Source organism: Pseudoalteromonas sp. S8-8, from assembly GCF_000497875.1.
GTDB lineage: Bacteria > Pseudomonadota > Gammaproteobacteria > Enterobacterales > Alteromonadaceae > Pseudoalteromonas > Pseudoalteromonas arctica.
Window position 1 is genome coordinate 16,530 of sequence record NZ_AUTR01000019.1, and the last position, 18,791, is coordinate 35,320.

General features: G+C 39.5%; 16 protein-coding genes. 9 read left to right on the forward strand and 7 right to left on the reverse strand.

Translation table 11 applies throughout. From position 1 onward, the window contains the following. Positions 1-3: 3 nt before the first annotated feature. The 4 genes from pcnB to sfsA form a co-directional block, all read right to left on the reverse strand. Entirely contained in the window at positions 4-1,485 is a 1,482-nt protein-coding gene (gene pcnB / locus L659_RS0104665; RefSeq protein WP_007587164.1) for a polynucleotide adenylyltransferase PcnB, read from the reverse strand. 78 nt (positions 1,486-1,563) lie between these two features. Then, complete coding sequence (gluQRS, locus tag L659_RS0104670) at positions 1,564-2,508, reverse strand: tRNA glutamyl-Q(34) synthetase GluQRS (protein WP_024589752.1); 945 nt, start codon at positions 2,506-2,508, stop codon at positions 1,564-1,566. Positions 2,509-2,528: 20 nt separating this feature from the next. Continuing rightward, positions 2,529-2,972, reverse strand: coding sequence for an RNA polymerase-binding protein DksA (dksA, locus tag L659_RS0104675; protein ID WP_002962671.1), 444 nt, complete (start codon positions 2,970-2,972; stop codon positions 2,529-2,531). A gap of 316 nt (positions 2,973-3,288) precedes the next feature. After that, positions 3,289-4,008 (reverse strand): DNA/RNA nuclease SfsA, encoded by a 720-nt coding sequence (gene sfsA, locus L659_RS0104680; RefSeq protein WP_024589753.1) that lies wholly within the window; start codon positions 4,006-4,008, stop codon positions 3,289-3,291. A 123-nt stretch (positions 4,009-4,131) separates the two neighbouring features. Between sfsA and pepB the strand changes: the two genes are divergently transcribed. Together pepB and L659_RS0104690 are read left to right on the forward strand one after the other, a co-directional pair. Beyond that, positions 4,132-5,427 carry an aminopeptidase PepB gene (pepB, locus tag L659_RS0104685; RefSeq protein WP_024589754.1) on the forward strand — a complete coding sequence of 432 codons (1,296 nt, stop codon included), beginning with the start codon at positions 4,132-4,134 and terminating at the stop codon, positions 5,425-5,427. 183 nt (positions 5,428-5,610) lie between these two features. Further along, entirely contained in the window at positions 5,611-6,177 is a 567-nt protein-coding gene (locus tag L659_RS0104690; protein ID WP_007377478.1) for a phosphoribosyltransferase, read from the forward strand. Positions 6,178-6,225: 48 nt separating this feature from the next. Here L659_RS0104690 and L659_RS0104695 read toward each other — a convergent pair whose 3' ends face one another. Continuing rightward, the gene (locus tag L659_RS0104695) at positions 6,226-6,882 is read right to left on the reverse strand and encodes a Crp/Fnr family transcriptional regulator (protein WP_002962665.1); all 657 of its coding nucleotides are present in this window, start codon (positions 6,880-6,882) and stop codon (positions 6,226-6,228) included. 288 nt (positions 6,883-7,170) lie between these two features. Here L659_RS0104695 and L659_RS0104705 point away from each other — a divergent pair, with 288 nt between their 5' ends. Beyond that, positions 7,171-7,407, forward strand: coding sequence for a YgjV family protein (locus tag L659_RS0104705; RefSeq protein ID WP_002962663.1), 237 nt, complete (start codon positions 7,171-7,173; stop codon positions 7,405-7,407). A 363-nt stretch (positions 7,408-7,770) separates the two neighbouring features. Here L659_RS0104705 and rdgC read toward each other — a convergent pair whose 3' ends face one another. Further along, positions 7,771-8,688 carry a recombination-associated protein RdgC gene (rdgC, locus tag L659_RS0104715; RefSeq protein ID WP_024589755.1) on the reverse strand — a complete coding sequence of 306 codons (918 nt, stop codon included), beginning with the start codon at positions 8,686-8,688 and terminating at the stop codon, positions 7,771-7,773. Between the two features lie 368 nt (positions 8,689-9,056). Continuing rightward, complete coding sequence (locus tag L659_RS0104720; RefSeq protein WP_010554589.1) at positions 9,057-10,826, reverse strand: sensor histidine kinase; 1,770 nt, start codon at positions 10,824-10,826, stop codon at positions 9,057-9,059. A gap of 365 nt (positions 10,827-11,191) precedes the next feature. On the opposite strand from L659_RS0104720, the gene L659_RS0104725 reads away from it, so the two are divergent. The 6 genes from L659_RS0104725 to nrdR all read left to right on the forward strand — a co-directional run bounded on the left by L659_RS0104725 (position 11,192) and on the right by nrdR (position 18,789). Then, the gene (locus L659_RS0104725) at positions 11,192-11,560 is read left to right on the forward strand and encodes a response regulator (protein ID WP_024589756.1); all 369 of its coding nucleotides are present in this window, start codon (positions 11,192-11,194) and stop codon (positions 11,558-11,560) included. Positions 11,561-11,788: 228 nt separating this feature from the next. Next, a complete protein-coding gene (thrA, locus tag L659_RS0104730; protein WP_024589757.1) occupies positions 11,789-14,206 on the forward strand; it encodes a bifunctional aspartate kinase/homoserine dehydrogenase I in 2,418 nt (805 codons plus the stop codon). A 9-nt stretch (positions 14,207-14,215) separates the two neighbouring features. Beyond that, complete coding sequence (gene thrB / locus L659_RS0104735) at positions 14,216-15,151, forward strand: homoserine kinase (protein ID WP_024589758.1); 936 nt, start codon at positions 14,216-14,218, stop codon at positions 15,149-15,151. Between the two features lie 11 nt (positions 15,152-15,162). Further along, positions 15,163-16,446 carry a threonine synthase gene (gene thrC, locus L659_RS0104740; protein WP_024589759.1) on the forward strand — a complete coding sequence of 428 codons (1,284 nt, stop codon included), beginning with the start codon at positions 15,163-15,165 and terminating at the stop codon, positions 16,444-16,446. A gap of 269 nt (positions 16,447-16,715) precedes the next feature. Then, complete coding sequence (gene glyA, locus L659_RS0104745; protein WP_024589760.1) at positions 16,716-17,972, forward strand: serine hydroxymethyltransferase; 1,257 nt, start codon at positions 16,716-16,718, stop codon at positions 17,970-17,972. A 367-nt stretch (positions 17,973-18,339) separates the two neighbouring features. Further along, positions 18,340-18,789 carry a transcriptional regulator NrdR gene (nrdR, locus tag L659_RS0104750; protein WP_024589761.1) on the forward strand — a complete coding sequence of 150 codons (450 nt, stop codon included), beginning with the start codon at positions 18,340-18,342 and terminating at the stop codon, positions 18,787-18,789. The last annotated feature ends 2 nt before the right edge of the window (positions 18,790-18,791 follow it).

The following is an 18,791-nucleotide window of genomic DNA, read 5'->3' on the forward strand; positions in this document are numbered from 1 at the left end:
TTATTACTCAGCTGGCTTTTTAGTAGGTCGACGGCGCTTTCGCGGCTTAGGACCACCTTGATGGCCTAAGTTTTTAACCATCTCTTTTTGGCCGTTTATATCTTGGCTTAAGTATTGTGTCCACCACTGGGCAAGCTCAGTATGCTGTGTTTCGCCTGCATCTACGCGTAAGAGTAAAAAGTCGTAGGCGGCTTTAAAGCGAGGTTGCTGCGTTAGTCTGTAAGCACGTTGGCCTGCGCGTTTATCCAAACGGTGCTGAATATGCCAAATATCGCGAGCACCTAAAGTAAAGCGTTTAGGAACCGCAATGTGTTGTGAGTTATCGCTTAGTACTTTATTCATTGCTTGTGCGAAAGCATCGTATTCTGCAAGTTGCTCTTGGCTTTGAATCTTTTTAGTACGCTCAAGCAGCGGGAACCAAAGTAGTGCGGCAAAAATAAACGCTGGTGTTACTTTTTTATCGGCATTAATACGTTTGTCGGTATTTTGAAACATTTGCTGAATAAGCGTGTGTTCTAAGCCACTTGGGTTTTTATCTAAGATTTTATCAAGCTCAGGAAACAGTGAGCGGAATAAGCCGTATTTACGCAGCATTAAAAAGTTGGCTTCGGCCTTGCCATTTAAAAACAGCTTAAGAATTTCTTCAAATAAACGTGCTGGCGGAATGTTATCAAGCAAACTTGCAAGCTCACTAATTGGCTTTTCACTTTTAGGCGCAATGCTCATATCAAGTTTAGTAGCAAAGCGAACTGCACGTAACATACGAACAGGGTCTTCGCGGTAACGCGTTTCAGGGTCGCCGATTAGCTCAATTTGTTTAGCTTTAATTGCCGCTAAGCCGTTGGCGTAATCGTGAATACTAAAATCTTTGATTGAGTAATAAAGTGCATTGATTGAAAAGTCGCGGCGTTCTGCATCTTCTTCAATACTGCCAAATACGTTGTCACGTAGTAATTGGCCTTCATCGCTTGATTGGCTTATTTGATTTTTGTCTTCTTGCGCTTCGTGGTGGCCACGCATAGTCGCCACTTCAATAATTTCACGGCCAAATACAATATGTGCTAAACGAAAGCGACGACCAATAAGGCGACAGTTTCTAAATAGTTTTTTTACTTGATCTGGCGTGGCATTAGTAACTACGTCAAAATCTTTTGGCTGTTGGCCTAACAATATATCGCGAATACAACCACCAACAAGGTAGGCATCGTAGCCACCGTCTTTTAAGCGGTATAATACTTTGATTGCATTTGGGCTAAATTGTTTGCGAGAAATACCATGCTCACCACGAGTGACAACAATAGGTTCACTGCTTACAGAAGCGCTTTCGGCACTGGTATTCGGGCCGATTATTTGTCGGCAAAATTGAAAAAGCTTGGAAATAATAGTCTGTCTCCTAGAAGGTGTGATTGACTCTGCATCGCAATCAAAAGTTACAGCAAATGGGGCGGTTATAGCCCAGTACAAGCTGTTTGACGTAATTAGCATATATTTAGGCGGCTATCATATACCAGCAGGGTTTAAAAATTAAGTTGATGTGTTGAAATTAAGCCGTTTTTAGCTATTTTATTTACTTAAATGTGTAAATTGGACTTTCTGACTACGTGGATGCTGAGAAATTTGTATTTCGGATACTTGTGGTACCTGTTTTAAGCTAAAGTTTTTAATTCCCCAAGCGATTAATTGTTCAATATTTAAATCGATTAAATCAGCTATAACAGGCAATCCTAAAAATTCAAATGCACTAATTAAAGCAGGCTTTGGATTTTGTTTGCTAATGGCAGGAGCATAATTTTGTTTAGACAATTTGAAACCAGGCTTGGCAACCGCTAAAGGTAAATGAGCAAATTCAGGCACAGGGCTATCGAGTTGTTTAAATAAACTAATTTGCCGAGCGGTTGGCTCAATTAAATCAGCACCTCTTACAATTCGATTAATCCCTTGAGCAATATCATCGACGACCACAACAAGTTGATATGCAAATAAGTCATCGCTGCGTTTAATTAAGTAATCTTCATGGGAAAGGGCGCTATTTACCGTTATATCACCTTGAATTAAGTCATTAAATTGAGTCGTTGGATGTTGCTGAACTAAGCGAAGCGCACCGGATTGAGTATTATGATTAAGTGTTTGGCAATGCCCCTGATAAATACCGCCAATGGCTTTTATTTGTTTGCGAGTACAGGTGCAACCATAAACAAGGTTTTGTTTTAAAAGTGAGTGGGTAATATCTTGGTATAAAGGCAGACGCTGCGTTTGATATACAACAGGTTCGTCCCAGTGAAGGGCGTAGGCATGTAAGGTATTAAGAATATCGGAGTCGGCGTTTTTAACCACGCGCGTAGTGTCAATGTCTTCTATACGAACTAACCAATCTCCTTGGTTAGCTTTTGCATCTAGATAACTACCCACAGCCGCTACAAGTGAGCCAAAATGTAATGGCCCAGAAGGAGACGGTGCAAAACGACCGCGATATTTACGCATAGGCGCAGTAACGGCTGTAGGAGACATAACTAATTAATAAGTATTAATTAGCCGCGTCCAGATTGCTTTTCTTTGATTTCTGCAAGTGTTTTGCAGTCTACGCATAAATCGGCAGTAGGACGTGCTTCTAAGCGACGTATGCCAATTTCGATGCCACAAGACTCACAAAATCCAAAATCATCTTCTTTAATCAAATTAATTGTTTTTTCAATTTTTTTGATTAATTTACGTTCGCGGTCACGAGTACGAAGTTCTAAAGAGAACTCTTCTTCTTGTGCAGCGCGGTCAACTGGGTCAGGAAAGTTAGCAGCTTCGTCTTGCATGTGTGATTTAGTACGATCAACTTCGTTACGTAAATCATTACGCCAAGTTTCTAAAATCGCTCTAAAATGAGCACGTTGTGCATCATTCATGTACTCTTCGCCTGGTTTTTCTTGGTATGGTTCTAAACCGGCTTGAGCCAATAAACCATGTTTCTTTTGGTCTGGCATAACTCTCTCCTAAATCCTTAATTTAATGCCTCAGCATTAGCCGGCGGTATAAATAACAGAATCTTATATCCTAGGCAAATTTATTTTTAATTAATCGAATTAGCTTCAACCATGCTTACTGAGTAAAAAGTGTATTAATAGTCTATTTACACTTTTAATTAATTCACATATTCGCTTTCTAAAACTTGCCTTGTTATGTGGGCAAAAGCTTTAAAAACAAGTTAATTTTTATAATTCACTTTGTATAACTTTTTTTAATTTGAGTACTTTGCTTATTTTGCAAATTACGCTTAGTTCAATCCCTTGGTTTAATACACTATTGTGCAAATACTATTTTTTTATGAAGTAAAACTTCATTAGCAGAAATTGTGGCCTTGTATGCTAATACTTCAACGCCGGCTATTATTGCTTGGCTTAATAGCGTGGCGTATTTTTTATCAATATGCGCAGCTGCACTTACTGTATTTATTCCTTCATGCAAAACAGCGAACAGTAATACTGCTCGGTGGCCTTGTTCGATCATTTCTATTAGTTCGCGAATATGTTTTTGTCCGCGCAGTGTTTGCGCATCAGGAAAGTAGCCTTGCCCGCTTTGTGGTGCATCTTCGCTTAATAATGTGACTGATTTAACTTCTACGTAGCAATCAGGCTTATTTTCGTCAGTGAGCAAAAAGTCGATTCTGCTGTTTTCGCTGCCGTACTTTACTTCGCTTTGCAATTGACTGTAGTCGAGTAGCTCGCTTATTACATTATTGTTTATTGCTTCTTCTACTACTTTATTAGCCACTGCTGTATTTACACAAATAAGCTGCGATAAGTTATTTTGCGTAAGCTCTAATGAATGCGGGTATTTTCGTTTTGCGTTATCGCTTGTTGAATAAAAAGCAGCAAAACCCGGCTCTGCGCATCCCGTCATTTTACCCGTATTAGCACAGTGGGTGGTAAATTCACTGCCATCACTTAATTGTAAATCAGCTAAAAAGCGTTTGTAGCGTTTTAATAAGGTGGCAGGTTGCAGAGTTGGCGTGTACTTCATGATAACTTCCAAAGCGTAAATACTGCACAGCAGTGTGGTTTATGTTATTTATCTCAAGCTGTTGGGAACTTAAGCGCTCTATAGTAAACTCGGTGGCACATTTAAGTGCAAGGGTATTCTAACATGAGTGAAAAATTTGTTGTTCAACTAAGCGAACAAGCAGCAGCGAGTCATTGGGGCGATAATGCGTCATTGTCTTTTAATGAGCGCGGTGCAACTGTTCATTTGTCTGAGCAAGAAACATTGAAAAATGTTCAAAAAGCTGGTCGTACTATTGCAATCCAAGGTATTAAAAACGTTGAATTAGCAGGCGATGCTTGGTGTACAGAAAGCCAGTGGGCTTTTTATCAAGGCTTTGTAACACCAAAATCGTTAAATGGTGTTGAGTTTGTTGATAACGCACAATCAGATATTAAAGAACTTGCTCACTTAAAAACGTCAGCAATTTGGGCACGTGAAATGGTTAACGGGACTGCCGATGACATTTACCCAGAAAGCCTTGCTGAAAAAGCAGCTGAGTTTATTCAATCATTAGCGCCTGAGCATGTAAGTTACCAAATTATTAAAGGTGATGCGTTACTAGAGCAACAGTGGATTGGTATTCATGCTGTTGGTCGCGGTAGTGTTCGCCCGCCAGTATTGCTTGAGCTTGATTACAACCCAACAGGCGACGAAAATGCACCAGTAAGTGCAGCGCTTGTAGGTAAAGGTATTACGTTTGACTCAGGTGGTTACTCAATTAAATCAAGCGAAGGTATGCTTGGTATGAAGTGCGACATGGGCGGCGCTGCAACAGTAACTGCAGGTTTAGCATTGGCTATTAACCGTGGTATTGAAAAACGTATTAAACTGTTTTTATGTTGTGCTGAGAACTTAATTTCGGGTCATGCATACAAATTAGGTGATATTCTTACTTATAAAAATGGCACGACAGTTGAAATTGTAAACACCGATGCTGAAGGTCGCTTAGTACTTGCAGATGGCCTAATGGCCGCAGGTGAGACTGGCGCTCCACTTATTATTGATGCAGCAACACTAACTGGCGCAGCGCTTGTTGCTGTTGGTCAAGAGTACAATGCATTATTTGCACTTGATAAAGAACTTGTACGTGAAGTTGAGAGTTTTGCATCTCAAGAAATGGAAGCTGCTTGGCCACTTCCTCTTGAAAAATGGCATCAACAAAACTGCCCATCTCCTTATGCTGATACGGCGAATAGCCGTGCGCAAAAAGGTGGCGGTTATGGCGGTGCATCGAATGCTGCAGGCTTTTTATCGCGCTTTGTGCCAAACGATGGCAAAGGCTGGGTACACATCGATTTAGCGGCTGCATTTAACATGGGCAGTACAAGTCAATGGGCAGCGGGTGCAACAACTCAAGGTATGCGTACAGTTGCTCGTACTTTACAAGAAAAAGCATAATATTTACTAAATTACGCTTTTTACGCTAAAAATAGGCACCCTTGGGTGCCTATTTTTTAATTTACAGGCAAGCAATTTTATTTCATTTACGGTAAAATCAGTCGCCAATACCTGTTTGAGTTTAATTTTTGCTTAACTCTAAGCTGCGCTCAAATCTTATATCCACCACTGGGGTTTCTAATTATGTCAGATAAGTGCTACATCACAGCTCAACAGCTGCTTGAAGATTCGTTCCGCGTAGCGGCACAAGTATACCAAGATGGCTTTCGTCCTGATTTTATTATTGGTATTTGGCGAGGTGGTGCACCGATCGGTATTGCTGTTCAAGAATATTACGATTACAAAGGCATTGAGACTGACCACATTGCAGTACGTACATCGTCTTATTACGGTATTGGTAAACAGTCGAAAGAAATTAAAGTACACGGCTTACATTACATTGTAGAGAACGCAAATGCAGGTGATTCATTATTAATTGTTGATGATGTATTTGACTCAGGTCGTAGTATTGTTGCATTAAAAGAAAAGCTTTCAGAGCTTATGCGCTTAAACTTGCCACGTGATATTCGTATTGCATGCCCGTACTACAAGCCAAAAAACTCAAAAGTGGACACTGTTCCAGATTATTATATTCATGAATCTGAAGAGTGGTTAGTGTTCCCGCATGAATTATCGGGTTTAACACCGGATGAAATTATTGCTGGTAAATCTGATCTTGCGAAAATTCATGACATTTTGCTAGAGAAGTAATTAGTAATTTGCATAAATAAAAAAAGGCCGTTAAGGCCTTTTTTTATTTTAAAGCTGAGCAAAGCTATCTACGTATTCACTTAGTTTTGGTATATCGACTGCTTGCAAGCCATCGTTACTTCTAAGTACCAAGCCTTTTTCTACGAGTTCTGTAACAACACGTCTGTAAGCTCGCTCAGTGGTAGCAAAACGTTCGGCTTCAGCATTTACAGTTGGGTAGGCTCTAAGTAGCGTAGGGTTGTTGTTCTCGGCCCTTAGTAAGCAATCTTTAGCTATGTTATAGCTAAGTGGTAGTAATAACTTATCTAAATTGATTTTTTGGTTTTCCTGAAACTTAGCCGCAATAGTTTGTGCTGTGTATAAGCTTAGTTCTGGTTTTTCAAGCAGTAGAGCACGCCAATGCCTTAATTCAATAAGGTTATAAGTTACATCGCTAAAGCACGTTACCGTATAAATACACGGATTATTATTTAGCGCTTCTATTTCACCAATAAGGGTGTTGTTACAATCCAATTGTCCTAACAGCAGGCGTCGTCCATTACCTACGTCGTAACTAAACGACACAGTGCCACTGCGTACAAGCACAAGCTTGCTTAAAGGCTGATCTTGATGGATCAGAACTTCTTTTTTTGATTGTTGATAGCTACTACCGGCAAAGGTTAAAAGCTGATCAACAAGGTAACTAGAAAAATGGTATTGAAACATCAATGTGCTCTTCGGACATTTGTCCTATTTATTACATCTTAATGACGATAGCATTAAGACACTAAGAATTTACGCTAACTTGCTACTAATATTATTAGCTTTGCTAAGAGTATTATTTTACCTTCATTTCCCGTGTAATGATTTAAGAATTTGCTGGTATTTTCCGGCAAACTTTTTCAGGTTTTTTAAGCAGGTTAGCTTTTTTATTTTGTTGTAACTTTGCAATACTTACAAGTGCCATAAGATAGCAGTACATGTAATGCTAACCTAAAGGCTAGGAGAGAACAATTGAGTTGGGAATATTTAGGTTATATTGCATCAGCTTTATTGGTTGCATCGTTAACAATGACAGATGTAGTAAAACTGCGTTGGTACAACATGTTTGGTTGTATTGTATTTACTGCATACGGTGTTGCCATTGGCGCAGTGCCTGTTATTTTTACCAACGGCTTATTGTCGCTTGTAAATTTATACCACATTATAAAAATATATCGCCAACCTAAAGTTGAAGACGCTAAAAGCTAAAATAAGTTATCTGCACAAAGTAAGTTAATGGTTTTAATTAAAATCAAAAACTTCAGCTTTTGTGCAGTCCAGCTTGAAGCGTATATAGATAATCTCATATCACTCTACATAACTTACCTCGATGAACCTTTGAACCATGCTGTAATATCCTACTTAAAAGATGATTACTTTAGGTTTTAATACGTCGATCGTTAGCTAAATACTGTTAGCGGTTAAGATATAAATAAGTGCTTCTAAATTTCATAAAAAAATCCGATAGCAGTAAACTGCTATCGGATTTTTATCTGTTATACCAACCTGCTTACATATGCTATTTAATTCATTAAATTGCTTAAATATTTATGCAGGTAGGCACTATGGTATTTACGCTTTTTCTAAATCTTCAACGTCACCTAAACCTGCAGTTAGTTCTTCAAGTAATTGCTTTATTTCTTCAGAAGCTAAAATAAAGTCAGCATCAAGTTTTAAAGCCATATCTTCTTTAGGAATATCTGCGTTTTCTTCTTTTAGAGTTTCAGAGTAGCTTAAACGTTTGATAGAGCCATCGTTTTGCAGCATAAACTTAAGACGCTCTTGCCAATCAAGTGCAAGTTTAGTTACGCGTTTACCACTTTCTAAATGCGATTTAACTTCATCACACGATAGATCATGACCTTTAAGCTTTACTTGTGCGCCGCTGTCGTCTGCTTCTTCAAGTTCAGCATCTGAGCCAATAGCAAAACCTTCTGGTGTACTAAAGTTAGTTAACCAATCAGTTAAAAATACATCTAGGTCGTAGTTAGCAAACGCAGGTACAACCGGAAGCGTTCCTAACGATTTACGAAGTAGTGCTAGTAGCTCTTCTGCTTTATTAAAGCTGCCACTATTTACAACAACCCAACCGTTTTCTTGGTCGATAAAGGCAAATTGTAAGCTCGACTTTTTAAATGCTTGAGGTAGAAGAGTATGAAGAATGTTTTCTTTTAATTCGTCTTTTTCTTTCTTTTTAACTGGGCGGTTTTCTTCAGCTTCTATCAGATCAATTTTCTCAGCAACTAGTTCATTAATAACAGAAGCAGGGAGCACTTTTTCTTCGCGTTTAGCGCAAACTAGAATACTTTTTTGAGAAAAATGCGATAGCGTATCGCCATGTTTTCCAAACGCTTTTGTCCAACCAAATGTTGCAAGCTCTTGACCAGTACATGGGCGAAATAAATCTTGCTCTAATGCTTTATCAAAGTCTTCTTGAGTATATGAAACGTCTTGCTTAAAGCGGTAACAAATAAGGTTACTAAACCACATAGGGGAATTGATCCATTTGAAAAATTTGTACAATCATAGCAATAAAAACAGCATCTCGAAATGACTGATTTGTTACTAGGGCGTGTTGAACTTTATGGATTGAAATTTGTTCAATCTAGGGGCGATTAAATCGCGGCGCGAGATTTGTAACCTAGTGGGCTAAGTAAAAACCGAGCAACAAAGAGTTAATCGTCCCTAGAAAGAACCCAGAGGGCAGCGCATGTTTGGTATTTATGCTGCGTTGTCGCCTATTTATGGGGAATAACCACACTACATAGGCTCTGTCTTGCCTAAAAACCAAACATATTGCTGTAAATTCAACCACCAAAGAACAACACGCCCTAATAATTTAATGCATATACTTTTATTTATTCATATTTATCAAAAATAGGCAGTGGCTTAGCCATGTTCTTCGGAAATTGAATATAGTAACGCAGACCTTTGCCCGGTTCACTCGTTGCATCAATAGAGCCACTAAGGGTTTGCTTGACCAAATTAAGCATTATATGGGTGCCTAATCCGCTACCGCCTTCATCGCGTTTGGTAGTAAAAAATGGGTCAAATAATTTTTTTAATTGCTCGTTGGTAACACCGTTACCGTCATCTTTGTAATCAATAGTTAAGTTAGTGTCATCAGCGCTTATTTTAATATCCATTACACCGTTGCTTTTACCTTCAAAGCCATGAATAAGTGAGTTCATAATTAGGTTAGTAAAAATTTGGCTTATAGCCCCTGCAGGTAGATTTAAAACTAAATCATCAGGACATTCTAATTTTATAGTATGGGATGTCTTTTTTAGTTTTGGGTGCAGTGAGCGTATTACTTCGTTAGTGTAATCTTTAAAGTTAATGGTTCTTACTGCTTCACTGGCTTGATCGACCGCTATTTGTTTAAAGCTAGCTATAAGCTCCGAAGCTCTATCTAAGTTAGTGGTTAGTAAGCTTGTGCTTTGCTTTGCCTCGTTAATGAACTCTTCTAGTGCTTTTGGCGAAAGTGTTTTTTCGGTATAAGCATTTTCGAGTTTATTTAAGCGTTCTTGTAAAAATGATATTGCCGTTACACCTATCCCAATAGGGGTATTTATATCGTGTGTAATACCTGCCACAAGTCCGCCTAGCGCAGCCATTTTTTCTGTGCCTAGTAAACGTTCCTGTGCAAGGCTTAACTCTTCTATATAGCGCTGAGATTCAGTTTGCTTTGTAATTAACTCTTGCTCTGTGCTGCGGCGTAAGTCTACTTCTTCGGTGAGGACAATTTTTTGCTTTTCGAGTTCGTATTTTTGCTGCTGTAAATCCATCATTGCTTGGCTTAAGTTGGATGTTTTACGGGCTACGTCTTGTTCAAGTTGTATGTTGTGTTGATCAAGCTTTTCGTTACTTATAATGAGTTCTTTTTGGGTGTGTTCAAGCTCTTTTCTATACTGAACCACTTTATCTATTAGTTTGTTAAATGACTGCTCCATCACTTTTAGTTCATTATGTTCTTCTGTTTCTATCTCTATATGTTGACCTTCTAGCTCGTCTAGTTCTAAATTTTCTAGTTGCTCAGTGAGTTCTGCTAAAGGGTCTGTAAGAAGTTTTCTAAATGCCATTAAAAATAAGATGATCAAAAAGGTGGTTTTAATCATCGCATTACCAATCAAAAAGTAGATTGATACCATAATGCGGCTAAAAACAACTTCTCGACTTGAGAATAAGGTAACGTCACCAACTTGAGTAGCACGACCTGAAAATTCAAAAATAAGTGGAAAGGTATAACCAAATAAACCCGATTTTGCGTCTTCTAAAATAACCTCTTCTTGTACTAACTGTTGGTTATATAGCTTGTGTATATCAAGAGATCGCCCTAGCTGTGAAATAATTTCGCCGCTGTCGTCTCGAACAATAATCCCTTCAATCATGGGGATGGCGAGTAAACCTTCTGCTGTTGTAATTGTTTGCTTGGTATTAAGCTCCCAAATTGCACGTGTTAAGCTGCGACTAAAGGTTTTTTGTAAGGTACTAAGTTCATCGCGAATATAGTCTTTAGTATTGACGTATTCAGCAAGCACTTGTCCACAGGTCACTACAAAGGTAAGCAAAAAATAGACGGATAAAACGCTAGTCAGTAGCTTCTTAGAAAGACTTTTTTGTAACATGAGTGACTTGTTCATCCTTTATTATTTTTGTAACGTTACGATAGTAATTTAAAAGTTAGTCAATAAACCTCTAAAAATAAATAAAAAAGTTAAAATTTAGTAAGATAAATCCAAAAGTGAGCGTGTAGTATCAAAGTATTTAAACCAAGGTATAAATTAATAAATTCGTTATCTGTTATGTATTGTAGGCTTAATTAGTATTTGCTTTGGTTAATTATATCTTAAACGGATTTATTCTATATTTATCATTGTATTAAATTATTAATGCGCTGAGTGCTTGGAGGCGTGTTAAAGTGTCTAAAATGCAATGGAAGGCATTAGTTTAATAACCTTTTAATAACTTTGATGGTTGTGTAGTAGTAAACATGATGAAATTTTCGATATTAGTCTGTGACGATTCTGCAGTTGCCCGTAAACAAGTCGTGCGGTGTTTAAATGAATGTATAGACGCTCAAATACAACAAGCTACAAATGGAGCGCACGCTCTAGAACTTTTACGAGCACAAAGCTTTGATTTATTGTGCTTAGATCTCACCATGCCCGAAGTTGATGGTATACAAGTACTCGAGACTATAAAAATAGAAAAAATAGAGTGCTTTGTTTTAGTTATTTCTGCCGATATACAAGAGAAAATGAAGCAACGAGTCGCACAACTTGGCGCAATAGACTTTATCGATAAACCTATCAATAAATCTAACTTAAACGAAATATTGCATAAATTTGGCATTCATTAGGTTTTTTCATGTTAAAAAAGGCTGTTTTATCTTTTAATTTAGGGTTGACAGCATAGCCTTTGTTAAGGCAGTCTTAACATATGAAAACAATTAATCGCGTACTGACCATTATTATTACAACCATCATTCTTACTGGATAGTGGCATAGGTCGGTGCAACAAATTTAAAGGCCTGTGTTCACTTAGAACACAGGCCTTTTTTCGTTTTATGGGATGAGGAACATAAACAATGCGAGTTTTAAAATTTGGTGGGTCTTCGCTTGCCGACTATGCATGCTTACAACAGGTAGCTCAGCTAGTTAAAGCACAATTAAAAGATGAAATGCTTTTGGTACTTTCTGCTCCAGGTGGAATGACCGATTCGCTAGTTGCACTTGCAAGTGCTGCAGAACAAGGCTCTGACTTTTCGCAGCAATGGCAAGCATTAGTTAGCCGCTGTGAAGGTTTGAAAGCTGACGTTGAAAAAAGTGGTGTAGTAGTTACAAGTTGGCCAAACTTAGGCGAGCTTAAAAATAAACTAGATGGCGTATCACTTATACAATGTTGCCCCGATAAAGTTCGCGCATTTGTGATTAGCTTTGGAGAGCGCGTTAGTGTTTCTTTAATGCAGGCTTTATTGAACTCGCACGATGCAAGATACTTAGAAGCAACAAGCTGTATCGCTTCAACTGGTGGTTATATTGATGCAGAGGCTGATTTAGTAACAAGTAAAGCTCGCTTTCAAGCTGTGCTTAAAGAAAGCCCTGCAACTATCTATATCATGCCTGGTTTTACAGCGAGTAATGATAAAGGTGAGCTTACAACGCTTGGCCGTAATGGCTCAGATTACTCAGCAGCCATTGCAGCAGCATGCTTAGAAGCTGAAATTTGCCAAATTTGGACTGACGTTGATGGTGTATACAGTGCTGATCCTCGTTATATTAAAAAAGCGACTAAAGTAGATTTTTTATCTTATAAAGAAGCGATGGAGCTTTCTTATTTTGGTGCAAAAGTACTTCACCCTAAAACAATTTTACCGTGTGCTAAAGCAGGCGTGCCGTGCGAAATTAAAAATACGCATAACCCAGACGCACAAGGCTCATTAATTGGTAACGATTATTCATCAGATGAGCCAGTAAAAGCGCTTTCGAGCCTACAAGACCTTGCAATGCTAACTGTCTCAGGGCCAGGCATGAAAGGCAAAGTAGGTATGGCGTCTAAGGTATTTAACGCGCTTGCTCACGATAACGTATCAATTGTATTAATCACGCAGTCATCATGCGAATTCAGCATTAGCTTTTGTGTACACGAAACAGACCTAGCACTTGCACTTGATGCGCTACAAACTGCATTTGAGCTTGAATTACAAGCAGGGCTTATTGAGCCTGTACAAGTGCAGCGCAATTTAGCCATTGTTACTTTAGTGGGCGATAACATGCGCGCGCACCGTGGCTTAGCGGCTAAGTTTTTTGCATCGCTTGCACAAGCGCAAGTAAATATTGTGGCAATTGCACAGGATTCTACAGAAAGTGCTATTTCAGCAGTAATTGATGGCGAACTTTGTAACGACGCCGTAAAAATATGCCATGAAAACTTTTTCACGCATGTGCCGTCAATTGATGTGTTTTTACTCGGTTGTGGCTTAGTTGGGCAAGAGCTTATTAATCAGCTTGAGCGCCAGCAAGCGTGGCTTGAAAAACGTAATATTAAACTTAACTTGTATGGTGTTGCTAATTCTCGTCAATTACACCTAGATAGTGAAGGTATTGCTTTTGGTGATTGGCAGCAAAAATTGGCCTCATCTGAGCAGGCGTTTGATTTAAAACTGGTAGAGCAGTTTGTTAAGCAAAATCATTTAGTAAACCCTGTGCTTGTTGATTGTACGTCGTCGGATGCACTTGCTGCGCAGTATGTAGACTTTTTAAATGCAGGTTTTCATGTGGTTGCTGCCAATAAAAAAGCAACAACAAGCTCATACACGTATTACCAAGATTTAATTGCAGCAACGCAAAAGAATAATCGTAAATTTTTATACGAAACAAACGTTGGTGCAGGCTTACCAGTAATCGACAACTTACAGTCGTTATTTGGTGCCGGTGATGAGTTATTAGAGTTTAGCGGTATTTTATCAGGTTCACTTTCGTATATGTTTGGCGCACTTCAAGATGGTTTATCACTTTCTGAGGCAACTATTAAAGCCAAAGAAAGTGGCTTTACTGAGCCAGATCCTCGTGATGATTTATCGGGTACCGATGTCGCACGTAAGTTATTGATCATTGCTCGCGAAGCCGGTATGAAATTAGAGCTAAGCGATATTGAAGTTGAGTCAGTATTACCACCAGGTTTTGCACAAGGTGATAGCGTTGATGAGTTTATGGCAAAACTACCAAGTTTAGATGCTGATTTTAACGACCGTATCAAAAGCGCTGCGAGCGAGGGTAGGGTACTTCGCTATGTAGGCACAATTAAAGAAGGCCACTGTAAAGTAGGTATTGAAGCGGTAGATGCAAAGCATGCGCTTAGTGTCATTCGTGATGGCGAAAACGCACTGGCTATTTTAAGCCAATATTACCAGCCACGTCCGTTTGTAATTCGTGGTTATGGCGCAGGCTCGGAAGTAACAGCCGCGGGTGTATTTGCTGATATTTTAAAAACGTTATCGCGCTAGGAGCTCGTTATGATTGAAGTATATGCTCCGGCGTCTATTGGTAATTTTGCAGTGGGTTTTGATGCACTTGGCGCAGCGCTTGCGCCAATTGATGGCAGTTTGTTAGGTGATGTAGCCGTTGTAAGCGCAGCACCAAGCGACGAATTTATTTGCACAGGCGAGTACGCTCACAAGTTACCCAGTGATGCTAATGAAAATTTAGCGTATCAGTGCTTAGTGCATTTTAGAGCGCATGTTGCGCCTAATATGCCAAGCGTAAAGCTCGAGCTTAAAAAGAACTTACCAATTGGATCTGGGCTTGGCTCTAGTGCGTGTTCGGTAGTGGCTACCTTTGCTGCCCTTGATAAGTTTGCAAAAACTAATTTAAGTCAGGTTGAGCTTATTGAGCTTATGGCTGACTTTGAAGCTGTAGTAAGCGGTGGTCGCCATTACGACAACATTACGCCATGTTATTTAGGTGGCTTGCAGCTAACGGGTGATTTAATTCCTGATAAATCGATTGCACTTCCGGTTGATGAAAACTGGTATTACGTAGCTGCATTTCCTGGTTTTTCGCTAAATACCGCAAAAGCGCGTTCTGTTTTACCTAAAGAATTGAGCATGCATGCAAGTGTTGAGTTTGCGCAGCGTTTATCGGCATTTAGTAGCTTACTGTTAACTAATCGTTTTGACGATGCGCTAAGCATAATGAAAGATGAAATAGCAGAACCTTACCGCGCACCGCTCATTAAAGGCTTTAGTGAAGCCAAAGCAAGCTTGCCAGCACTGGGCGCTGAAATAGTCAGTATTTCGGGCGCAGGACCAACCTTATTTACTGTGTGTAAAACACTTGAAGCTGCACAGCAATGCGCGCAGTGGTTAGAAACCAATTACATTAACGAGCAAGGCTTTTGCCACATTTGTAAATTAGATAACGACGGCACGCGTCAATTAACAGTTTTATAGGATAGTTAGTCATGCAATTACATAATTTAAAAGATAGCTCACAAAAAGTGTCGTTCGTTGAAGCCGTAAAAACAGGTTTGGGTCGTAACCAAGGTGTATTTTTCCCAGAATCACTGCCGCCACTGTCCGATGTTGATGCATTGCTTGATATGGACTTTGTTACGCGCAGCGGCAAAATATTATCTCACCTAATTGGTGATGAGTTACCAAGCGATACTGTGGCACAAATGGTTAAAAATGCATTTAACTTTCCAGTTAAGCTGGTGGAAGTTGAAGATAACACATACTGTTTAGAGCTGTTTCATGGTCCTACACTTGCGTTTAAAGACTTTGGTGGTCGCTTTATGGCAGAGTGTTTAACGCAGTTTAATAAAGACGAGAAAGTAACTATTTTAACAGCAACATCGGGCGATACCGGTGCAGCCGTTGCGCATGCTTTTTACAATAAACCAAATATCGATGTTGTTATTTTATACCCTAAAGGCAAAATCTCACTTGCTCAGCAAAAGCTATTTACTACGCTAGGTAACAATATTCATTGTTATGCAGTTGAGGGCAGCTTTGATGATTGCCAAGAGTTAGTTAAAAATGCCTTTTTAGATGAAGAAGTTAAATCAACACTTGGGCTTAACTCAGCTAATTCAATTAATATTAGCCGTTTAGTTGCTCAGGTTTGTTACTACTTTGAAGCCATTGCACAGCTACCAAAAGAAAAGCGCGCAACAGCGCATATATCAGTGCCAAGTGGTAATTTTGGTAATGTGTGCGCCGCAATGATTGGTGCGGTTATTGGTTTACCTGTTGGCAAATTAAGTGCAACAACAAACCAAAACGATACTGTGCCGCGCTTTATGCTTGATAAAAACTGGACGCCAAAAGCAACGCTTGAGTCGCTTTCAAATGCGATGGATGTAAGTAAGCCAAACAATTGGCCGCGTGTACAAACAATGTTAGATAATAACTGGTTTAGCTACGATAATTTTTATTCAACTAGCGTAAACGAGCAAGACACGCAAGCCGTGATGAAAAAAATTCAACAAACTGGCTATGTTGCGGAGCCTCATACTGCTATTGCTTACCAAGGTCTTGTTGAAAATCGTGCACCTGGTGCAGCGGGTATCTTTTTAGCGACAGCTCATCCTGCTAAGTTTAAAGAAAGCGTAGAGGGTATTCTAAATATTGAATTAGGTATGCCAAAACCACTTGCTGATGCACTAGCAAAACCATGCCTAGCAAGCGATATGAACGCCGATTACGACGCGTTACGTACCGAAATACTCGCTAAACTAGGCTAAGTTAAATTACAAGAAAAAGCGGCTTGAGCCGCTTTTTTTATAACTTTATACGGATGAATACACTTAGTTATATTTACTAATTAAATGTAGTAAATATAATTCATTTAAAATTATTATGGCTTTATAAAAAAATATCATCTTAAAAGAGCTGTGAAATAGTTTCAATCCCTGTTTAAATATCCTCAACTTAAGAGCGTAGGCAAAGAGTCGTTTAAAGCGTACAATAAAGCCTCTAAAAAACACCATACACGTTGCCCTAGGAGACCCCAATGTTAGAACGTAGCATGAATATTTCGGATTTTGATCCAGAGTTATTTGACGCGATAACCAAAGAAACTGCTCGCCAAGAAGAGCATATCGAACTAATCGCTTCAGAAAACTACTGTAGCCCACGCGTACTAGAAGCGCAGGGTTCACAGCTTACAAACAAATACGCAGAAGGTTACCCAGGCAAACGTTATTATGGCGGTTGTGAGCATGTAGATGTTGTTGAGCAATTAGCAATTGACCGTGCTAACGAATTATTTGGTTCTGACTACGCTAACGTGCAGCCACATGCTGGTTCGCAAGCTAATGCTGCTGTTTTTCTAGCATTATTAGACGCTGGCGATACTGTATTAGGTATGAGCTTAGCTCATGGTGGTCACTTAACTCACGGTTCTCACGTAAGCTTCTCTGGTAAGCTTTACAATGCAATCCAATACGGACTAGATGAAGCAACGGGCGAAATTGATTACGCACAAGTTGAAGCACTAGCACTTGAGCACAAGCCAAAAATGATTATTGGTGGTTTCTCAGCGTACTCTGGTATTGTTGATTGGGCTAAATTCCGTGAAATTGCTGACAAAATCGGTGCTTATCTGTTTGTTGATATGGCTCACGTTGCGGGTTTAATTGCGGCAGGCGTTTATCCAAGCCCTGTTCCTCATGCACACGTTGTAACTACAACTACGCATAAAACACTTGCAGGCCCTCGTGGTGGTTTGATTATTTCTGCATGTGGCGACGAAGCAATCTACAAAAAGCTTAACAGCGCTGTTTTCCCTGGTGGCCAAGGCGGTCCTTTATGTCATGTTATTGCAGCAAAAGCAGTGGCATTTAAAGAAGCACTTCAACCAGAGTTTAAAGTATACCAAACACAAGTTGTTAAAAACGCAAAAGCAATGGTTGCTGTAATGCAAGAGCGCGGCTACAAAATCGTTTCTGACAAAACTGAAAACCACTTATTTTTACTTGATTTAATCGATAAAGATATCACTGGTAAAGATGCAGATGCAGCCCTTGGTAACGCTAACATCACAGTTAATAAAAACTCAGTACCGAACGATCCACGCTCACCATTTGTAACATCTGGTTTGCGTATTGGTTCTCCTGCAATTACTCGTCGTGGTTTTAAAGAAGAAGAATCAAAAGAGCTTGCTGGCTGGATTTGTGACGTACTAGATAACATCACTGATGAATCTGTACAGGCGCAAGTTAAAGAAAAAGTAAAAGCAATTTGTGCAAAATTACCTGTATACGCTTAATTGCATAAGCGGCAGTAATTTAGAGCACATAAGCTAGGGGCCTGTTTATCTTTCGAGGTTTAATTTGCAGTAGTATGTTTGGCTTTTAAGCAAGGCAGAGTCTATGTAGTGTGGCACTCCACACAAATAGGCGATAACGCAGCATAAATGCCAAACATGCACTGCCCTCGGGTTCGTTCTAGGGGCGATTTACTCTTTGTTGCTCGATTTTTACTTAGCCCACTAGGTTACAAATCTCGAGCCGCGATTAAATCACCCCTAGATAGAACAAATTTAATCCTGAAAGGTCAACAGGCCCTATTTTTTTGCTAAGATAAAAGACCGCTATTTAGCGGTCTTTTTTGTTTTAAAACGGAAGTACCGAGCTATGCATTGTCCATTTTGTACCGCAAAAGATACTAAAGTTATTGACTCACGCCTTGTTGGCGGAGGCCATCAAGTTCGCAGGCGTCGTGAGTGTAACGACTGCCACGAGCGCTTTACTACATTTGAAGGCGCTGAACTGGTTATGCCTCGTGTTATTAAACAAGACGGCAGCCGCGAACCATTTAACGAAGATAAATTATTAAATGGCTTAAATCGCGCACTCGAAAAACGCCCAGTGAGCACCGAGCAAGTAGACGAAGTAGTGAATATAATAAAATCGCAACTACGCGCAACGGGTGAGCGAGAAATTTCAAGCCATTTGGTGGGTGAATACATTATGGAAGCCCTCAAAAAGCTCGATAAAGTAGCGTACGTAAGGTTTGCCTCTGTTTATCGCTCGTTTGAAGATATACGCGAATTTGGCGAAGAAATTGCCCGCTTAGGGGAGTAATA